Source organism: Pseudoalteromonas sp. TB41 (assembly GCF_000497975.1).
In the GTDB taxonomy this organism is placed as follows: domain Bacteria; phylum Pseudomonadota; class Gammaproteobacteria; order Enterobacterales; family Alteromonadaceae; genus Pseudoalteromonas; species Pseudoalteromonas tetraodonis.
Genome location: NZ_AUTH01000108.1, coordinates 1 through 6,092, shown reverse-complemented (window position 1 = coordinate 6,092; position 6,092 = coordinate 1). Strand labels below are relative to the sequence as shown.

Annotated in this window: 5 protein-coding genes and 1 pseudogene; 2 read left to right on the top strand and 4 right to left on the bottom strand. The window is 46.3% G+C overall.

What is annotated here, in order from left to right:
- Positions 1 to 282: 282 nt before the first annotated feature.
- The 4 genes from gpM to L641_RS0119585 all read right to left on the bottom strand — a co-directional run bounded on the left by gpM (position 283) and on the right by L641_RS0119585 (position 3,558).
- Positions 283 to 894 (bottom strand): phage terminase small subunit, encoded by a 612-nt coding sequence (gene gpM, locus L641_RS23050; RefSeq protein ID WP_084298553.1) that lies wholly within the window; start codon positions 892 to 894, stop codon positions 283 to 285.
- Positions 895 to 941: 47 nt separating this feature from the next.
- The gene (locus L641_RS0119595) at positions 942 to 1,496 is read right to left on the bottom strand and encodes a hypothetical protein (RefSeq protein WP_024602870.1); all 555 of its coding nucleotides are present in this window, start codon (positions 1,494 to 1,496) and stop codon (positions 942 to 944) included.
- Positions 1,497 to 1,566: 70 nt separating this feature from the next.
- Entirely contained in the window at positions 1,567 to 2,580 is a 1,014-nt protein-coding gene (locus L641_RS0119590) for a phage major capsid protein, P2 family (RefSeq protein WP_024602869.1), read from the bottom strand.
- Between the two features lie 54 nt (positions 2,581 to 2,634).
- Positions 2,635 to 3,558 carry a GPO family capsid scaffolding protein gene (locus tag L641_RS0119585; RefSeq protein ID WP_024602868.1) on the bottom strand — a complete coding sequence of 308 codons (924 nt, stop codon included), beginning with the start codon at positions 3,556 to 3,558 and terminating at the stop codon, positions 2,635 to 2,637.
- 193 nt (positions 3,559 to 3,751) lie between these two features.
- On the opposite strand from L641_RS0119585, the gene L641_RS0119580 reads away from it, so the two are divergent.
- Positions 3,752 to 5,536: a terminase family protein gene (locus L641_RS0119580; RefSeq protein ID WP_024601304.1), complete on the top strand. Its 1,785-nt coding sequence runs from the start codon at positions 3,752 to 3,754 to the stop codon at positions 5,534 to 5,536.
- Positions 5,518 to 6,092: pseudogene (locus L641_RS0119575) on the top strand (phage portal protein); the annotation flags it as partial. The gene L641_RS0119580 and the pseudogene L641_RS0119575, both read left to right, overlap by 19 nt.

Sequence of the window (6,092 nt, the reverse complement as noted above, 5' to 3'; positions counted from 1 at the left end):
TGCTGCTGCACTTCTAATGCGCTGCGGTTTAATGAGTCGGCTATTACGGTTTCTTCGTAAAACTCAGGTATGCGGCGATGATCACGAAACTCGCCAGTGCTTAACGCTGGCCAGCCGCTTTGAGCATCTATTTCAATGCTGTTTTGTGCTGTTGCTTCGTATCCAAATGACATACCGTATACCTATTCAATTTGGGTTCAGTGCAGTTAGCGTCGACGCGGTTATTAACGGTCGCCCGTTAAACGCTCGGCTAGTGCACTGGAGGGTTTGGAGCTTTGGCTATTACTGGGCGTTTAGCTCGGCAATGGCTCTTAATCTCATGGCTATTTTGTTTCTTACTGTTTTTACTTGTGCGTGTTTATGCAGTTCGGCGGCTTTGGCTAAGTAGCCATCGGCTTGCTGTAAGCGTTGCACGTCGCCCACATGCGATGGCGATATGTCGCCGTTTTTGCTGCGCAGTAACGCAAGACCCGCAAACTTGTAGTACTTAGCCGTAACTTGCTCAGGTAATTTCCACGTGTTCGCAACCTTGCTGAACACTTGGCTAAAATAAGGCTCAATGCTGTTGCCTTTTTCTGCTTGGGTGCTTGCCCACTCAAAAACAGTGTCGGCAATAAAACCAGGCCACTGGCGGCGAATGCTGCTAGCCATGGGCTGGTTAAGCTCAATGGCTCTGAAACCAAACTCAAGAGCGCGAGCGAAGTTGCCAACGTCAAACAGCCAAATCGTGCAGTACGCATAAATCGGGTTGTCTTCATTTTGCTTTCCTTCTTTTGCTAAATAGTCTTCAACAATGGGTAACCACTTTGGCAATAACACATCACGTTTGTGAGTGATTTTGTCGGCGCGGGTTACATAGCTTTTTAAGCGTTTTAAGTCGTCTTCTAATTCAATAAGCTGTAAGTGCAGGCTTGGGGCGTATTGCCCTTTGCCTGTTAGGCTTACTTTTTCGAGCTGTTTTTTTGCTTGGTTTTGCTCTTTGAATTGGAGGATTCTTGCGCCGCCGACGGCTTTTTTAGCTCTTCAACCGTGTCTTTTAAGTCGCTATTTGCGGCGTTAATATCGTCGGCTTGGTAGGCTAAATCGCTGGCAGCATCGCTTGCTTTATCTGCGGCGCTTTCAATTTCGCCTGCCGCATTGCTTGCGGTGTTAATGCTTTCGTTTAGCTCGTCGGTTGCATCTTCAACGGGTGAAACATCAATGTTTTCAATGTTGCCGCTTTCATCAAGGGTTACTTCAGCAACAGCGTTTTTGTCTTCACCTGGTGCGGCAGGATCAAAGCCTAAATCAAAGTGTTTAATGTTTTGGTCAACGTATTGTTGCGCGGTTTCAATGGCTTTTGATTCGTCGCAACCTAGCAACTGCGCGAGCAATTTAAGGGCTGTGGTTTCTGGCGTATTGGCCGTATCAGCATTACCCGTTGTGGTTGTGGCTTTGGTTTCGCCTTTAGCTTTTGCAGCTAGGCGGCGCTTTTTAAAATCAGCAATGGCACTCATGGCACGGTTACCTTTTAATAAATTGGTTAACTGCTAGGCGGTTAGGCCTAGCAACTGGTTTTGCAATAAATTAAGGCGCTGGGTTAGGGCCAATATTCATCGCGCTTTCGTCAATCGCCGCGTACGCTTCAAACTCTTCAATTGCGTAGCCTTCGTTACGCCAGTACTTATCTTCGTACTGTTTGCGGTCTTCAACGTTTTCAGACTTGCGATGTGATGTGTTGCGCTGCGTATAAATATGCAAATTGCTTAGCATGGTTACTACAATGCGCTTGCCCGGGAAGAACGGCGGCGTGTATGCACGTAGGCCGCCAATGTTTTTATCCATTTGCTGTGCCGCTACTTTTTCGCTTGGCTTGTCGGCTTGGTTCATCATGTGTGTTTGTGCAGTGGCCGTAAGGTCACTACCAACCAATACAACTAAGCGTGGGTCGTTACGCAATGACGGGTGAATAAGCGTGTTTTTAAGCTCGGTCACAATGGCATCTAACGTTTTGTAATCGCCTGCGCCGTCTGGGTCAAAGTAAACAGGATCAGTCATGATTTGATCAGGTGCTTCTTCCGTTACAATTTGATGCCAGCCTTTGTTTACATCTTCGCCCAATGGGTTTGCTACTGGGTCTGATGTAGGGGCGATTGATGTACCATTAAAACCAACGCGCAGCATATCGAGTGCAAAACGGTGCGTTGCGTTGTCGTTCATTTTTTTCATGAACTCATTTTGGTTACCGGCATTACCCCATGCAGATAACAGCGCCCATGTAAGCGCTGAACATGAATCGGTTTCTGTTAACTGATATTTAAAGCCATCAACGCCTTGACCTGATGTAAAACGGCCACCGGCTTTACGACCTGTCGCAATGCCGTAGTTACCTACTTTTACTACTTGGCCACTTAGTTGATCGACTGGCATGGTAGTGATCATGCGTAGGAACTCGACCGACTCTAAAAGCGCGGAACGTAGTTTGGTTTCCATTGGTGCTGTTACTGCAAACTGTTTAGTTACGTCTTCAACACCGAATGTTTTAGCTAGTTGCGTTGAGTATTGTTTTAAAAACCCAGCGGCTATTTGATTTAATTGCATGCGTTATCTCGCTCTGTTATGCATTAATAAAGGTAAACGTGGTTAAGCGCTTGGTTAAACCAGGTCTATGGTTTCGCCGCCTACTGGGTCGGGCTCTTGGCCGCCTTGCTCTTGGCTAAGGGCGTTAAATTTGGTTTCTATGCCATCTACCTTTTTACTAAAGCCGTCTACTTTTTCCATTAGCTGGCTAAACTGCTCAGCGGTTACGCCTGCTGCGGTTTTATCGCTTTCAGGCTCGTCGTCTTTTGGTTCTTCAACTGGCGGGGTTTCTTCGGCTTTTGGTGGCTTGCTGAATTTAGTTTCAAGGTCGGTCACCTTGGTTTCTAATCCGTCAAACTTGCCCATGAGGGCGTCAAACTGTTCTTGTTTCATGGTGTCTTCCTCGGTGATTTCATCTTGCTGATCGGCTGGCTGCTGATCACTAGAAAATAAGCTAAATAGTTGCGCCATTAAGCTTTGCGCTTTGGCGTGTTTGCTATTTGGGGTAGTTGGTTCGCTATTGGTGGTAATAAAGTCACTGTGTTGTAGCGTTTCGAGTTGGCTATATTCGTGATTTACTTCATTATCACCAATAGAGAATTTTAAGCGGCTGGTTCCAGAACTGGCTGGCGAGTCGGTAACGGCAAGGCCTTGTAAGTAGCAGCGCCCTTCGCTTTTGTAATCTGGGTTTGGCTCAATAGACATAAACAGCTTTTGGCCGTCTTTGTTGGCAGCTAGTAGGTAGTCGTTAGCGGTAATTTTTACAAACAGACGTAATTTACCACCTTGTTTAGCGGCTTTTACTTCGTCAACAGTGCCCCAGTTTTTACCTTCGCTTGGGCCCCAACTTGAACGAAAATGCTCAGGCCAAATAAGCGCGGTGTATTCATCAACCGAATACGATGCAGCCATTTGAGTGATCCACTCTTTTGAAATGGTTCGCCCGTCTACTGTTGCACCTTCTGTTGCTGCAATTACCCAACCTGATTGCTTTGCCATTACTTGCTTACCGCGTTACTTAATATTTAAACGCAGCATAGCCATAAAAAAAGGCTGAATACATTGGTTAGCTTTTTGATAATTCCTAGATTGGGGTTTTAGGAAACATGAGGGTTTTTATGCGGTTATAAGCTTATTGTAAACCAATACACTGTGGCTAGTTATTAATTTTACGAGCGACTTATACCACGTAATGGCTTATTCACCGGAAATACGCGAAGCAGCAAAACGGCTTTATTTGCGCCACCACACCCCCGACGAAATACGCGCGGAACTGGCGTTACCAAACAACCGTGTTATTTACTATTGGGCCGATAAATACAACTGGCGCGATATGCTGCGCGAAGAAGACGTAGACGAAGCCATTGCACGGCGAATTTTAATACTCACCGATGTAAGCGATAAAACAGGTAACCAAATAAAAGAGCTCGACATGCTGATAGAAAAGCATGTGAAGCTTAAAAAACAGCGCGCCCAGCAAGAAAAAGCAGCACAGGCAGAGCAACTCCACGGCACTAACCAACCCAGTAATAAAAACAATAAAGGTGGCGGCGCAGACAATAAAAAAAGCAAAGGCCGTAAGCGTAAAAATGATGTTAGCCATTTAACTGCTGAAGACTTTGGCACCTGGTACGACTCGTTATTTGGTTACCAAAAAACCATGCACGAAAACTTGCACCAGCGTATTCGTAATATTTTAAAAAGCCGCCAAATTGGGGCAACCTATTACTTTGCAGGTGAGGCGTTTAAAGATGCGGTATTAAGTGGCGACCCGCAAATATTCCTCTCTGCTAGTCGCGCACAGGCTGAGGTGTTCCGCAGTTATATAATTGCCATTGCACATGAGTTTTTTGAAATAGAGCTAACCGGTAATCCCATTACTTTGCACACCGCCCATGGTGATGCCGAATTACGGTTTTTAAGTACCAACAGCAAAACCGCGCAAAGTTACCACGGCCATGTTTATGTAGATGAATACTTTTGGATTGGTAAGTTTAACGAGCTAAACAAATTAGCCAGCGCCATGGCCACGCATAAAAAGTGGCGTAAAACGTATTTTTCAACCCCGTCGACTAAAGCGCACCCTGCTTATACATTTTGGACGGGTGATCACTGGCGCCAAGGGCGCGCCGAACGCGAAGAAATTGAGTTCCCCAGCTTTGATGAATTACGCGATAACGGCAGGCTGTGCCCCGATAAGCAATGGCGCTATGTAGTTACCATTGAAGATGCCTTGCGCGGTGGCTGTGAGTTATTCGACATTGAAGAACTGCGCGATGAATACAATGCCGATGATTTTAATAACCTGTTTATGTGCATATTTGTGGACGATGCCGACAGTATATTTAAATTCAGCGACCTTGAAAAAGCCATGGTTGATGCCACCCGCTGGCAAGATCACAAACCCAATGCTGTGCAGCCATTCGGTAACCGTGAGGTGTGGTTAGGTTACGACCCATCACGCACCCGCGATAACGCTGCACTAGTGGTGGTTGCCCCACCTGAAATATCGGGCGAAAAATTTAGAATACTTGAAAAACACTATTGGCGCGGGATGAACTTTTCGCACCACGTGAGCGAAATTCAAAAAATATACGCTAAGTATCGCGTTACTTATATTGGTGTAGATACCACCGGCATTGGCGCGGGGGTGTTTGACTCACTCACCACACTTTACCCGCGTGAAGCCACCGCCATACATTACAGCGTAGGCAGTAAAACCCGCTTAGTACTTAAAATGATCGACCTGATTGAAGGTGGCCGACTTGAATGGGATGCATCCCATAAAGATATAGCTATGAGCTGCCTTTCAATACGCCGCACCAGTACCGAGTCGGGCGGTGCCATAACCTTTAAAGCCAGCCGAGATAACACCATAGGCCATGCAGACGTATTTTTTGCTATTAGCCACGCTGTTATTAACGAACCCCTTAACCATGCACATAAGAGAAAATCACGATGGACCATGCAGAATTAGACCAAAACGCTGAGCAGTTAACTGACCAGCCGCACGATCAACAAAATAAACAAAATGCGCCCGTTGTGTTTGGCTTGCCTGAGCAAGTAATGCCCGACATGTGGCTAACCGATTACGACTCGCTGCTTTATAACGATATGGATAATTACTGGGAGCCGCCAGTAGACCGCCATTTATTAGCCAACTTAACACGGCGTAACGCCCAGCACGGCGGCATAGTGCAAAGCCGTGCAAACATGGCCGCGAGCCGTTTTATTAGCGGTGGTATGAGTGCACAGCAAGTACAAGCGGGCTTTTTAAACCTGGTGCAATTTGGCGATGTGGCACTATTAAAAATACGTAATGGCTTTGGGCAAATTGTTAGGTTGTTTCCGCTACCTAGTTACCGTACCCGTGTTGGCGGTGATGGTGGCGCGGTAGTGCTTGAGCGTAATAGCCAAGTAAAAAAATATAAAAAGCGCGACATTATTTGGGTTCGCCAATATGACCCCGTGCAACAAGTGTATGGCTTGGCCGATTACTTAGGCGGGTTACAAGCCACGTTATTAAATGAAGA

What these genes read in the sequence shown, in the direction of transcription:
- L641_RS0119595 (WP_024602870.1), bottom strand. Translation starts at nt 1,496, where the DNA reads ATGAGTGCCATTGCTGATTTTAAAAAGCGCCGCCTAGCTGCAAAAGCT.
- L641_RS0119590 (WP_024602869.1), bottom strand. Translation starts at nt 2,580, where the DNA reads ATGCAATTAAATCAAATAGCCGCTGGGTTTTTAAAACAATACTCAACG.
- L641_RS0119585 (WP_024602868.1), bottom strand. Translation starts at nt 3,558, where the DNA reads ATGGCAAAGCAATCAGGTTGGGTAATTGCAGCAACAGAAGGTGCAACA.
- L641_RS0119580 (WP_024601304.1), top strand. Translation starts at nt 3,752, where the DNA reads ATGGCTTATTCACCGGAAATACGCGAAGCAGCAAAACGGCTTTATTTG.